Annotated in this window: 2 protein-coding genes; both read left to right on the forward strand. The window is 38.8% G+C overall.

Features of this window, described 5'->3' with window-relative positions; all coding sequences use genetic code 11:
- A partial coding sequence (gene mreB / locus E0946_RS07150; protein WP_133201777.1) for a rod shape-determining protein occupies positions 1-654 on the forward strand: 654 nt, incomplete at its 5' end.
- A gap of 78 nt (positions 655-732) precedes the next feature.
- Positions 733-1,370: rod shape-determining protein MreC (gene mreC, locus E0946_RS07155; RefSeq protein WP_133201778.1), on the forward strand; the 638-nt coding region annotated here is incomplete at its 3' end.

A 1,370-nucleotide genomic window follows, 5' to 3' on the forward strand; every position in this document is an offset into this window, starting at 1 on the left:
GCTGGAGCTCGTGAAGTTTATCTGGTTTCTGAACCCGTTGCTGCTGCTATAGGAGCAGACCTCCCTATTGAGGAAGCTTTTGGAAATATGATTATGGATATTGGAGGCGGAACTACTGAGATAGCGCTTATTTCTCTTTCTCACATTGTAGTCCATAATTCCATTCGTGTTGGTGGTGATAAGATGGATAATGATATCATCAACTATTTAAGGAAAAAGAATAATCTTCATGTTGGATTACTTACTGCAGAGAAGATAAAGACCACGATTGGAAGTGCTTATCCCCTAAAAGAAGAGCTCACTATGGAAGTGCGAGGAAGGGATATTGTTTCCGGTTTTCCGGTTACTATCAAAATATCTTCAGAAGAAATCCGGGAAGCTCTATCTGAAACTGTTAGTACCATTGTAGATTCTATCAAAAGATTGTTTGAACGGACTGCTCCAGAGCTTGCTGCAGATATTGCGGAACGAGGAATCTATCTCACAGGTGGGGGTGCTTTGTTAAAAGGTTTAGATGAAAAAATCTCTAAAACCGTAGACCTTCCTGTTTATGTAGTTCCAGACGCACTGGAATGCGTGGTTAAAGGTGCAGGAAAAGTCCTGGATGATATAGACCATTACAGAGAAGTTCTCATTAAGCGAATAGAAGATTGAATCAGCTTTTATCACTTAAATAGAACTTTCCCCTGAGATATTGAGTCATAAAATTGAATATAAAGAAGGATAGAACAGGTGAAAAGATTCGTGCTACCCATTATTTTAGTGGTGCTATCCCTGATAATGATGATGGGAAGCACGGAAACCAGAATTCATCGTGCCTCTTTTTTCAGTAAAACCATATTTTTCCCCATTTCTTCTTCCTTAGAATCTATCAAAACTAATGCCACTTTAAAAAAGGAAGTTCAGCAATTAAGTAAGCAATTAACAGAAACGAAGCTGGAAAATCTAAAACTCAGAAATATCATTATGGAAAGTCAGACCCGTGAATCAATAACCTTTGATACGGGTCAAGTGGAGCTTGTTCTGGCAGAGGTTATTGGCTATTCAGGACCGTTTCAGCAACGGAACTTAATTGTGAACAAAGGCTCGCTAAATGGGATAAAACCTGAACTTCCTGTCATTTCTACCAATGGTATTGTAGGCAAAGTGGTAACGGTTGCTTCTGACCATTCTATAGTATTACCTTTCACCAATCCTCGTTTTCAATTACCTGTGATGGATAAAGATACGGGCGTGCAGGGTATACTGCAAGCCGATATTAATGGCAAAATTTATATGAATATGATTAAAATAGGTTCTCAAATAAGTGTGGGAGATACAATTGTTACCTCCAATCTTTCGGATTTGTATCCTAAAAGTTATCCGGTGGG

Origin of the sequence: Candidatus Syntrophosphaera thermopropionivorans, assembly GCF_004353895.1 — a bacterium.
In the GTDB taxonomy this organism is placed as follows: domain Bacteria; phylum Cloacimonadota; class Cloacimonadia; order Cloacimonadales; family Cloacimonadaceae; genus Syntrophosphaera; species Syntrophosphaera thermopropionivorans.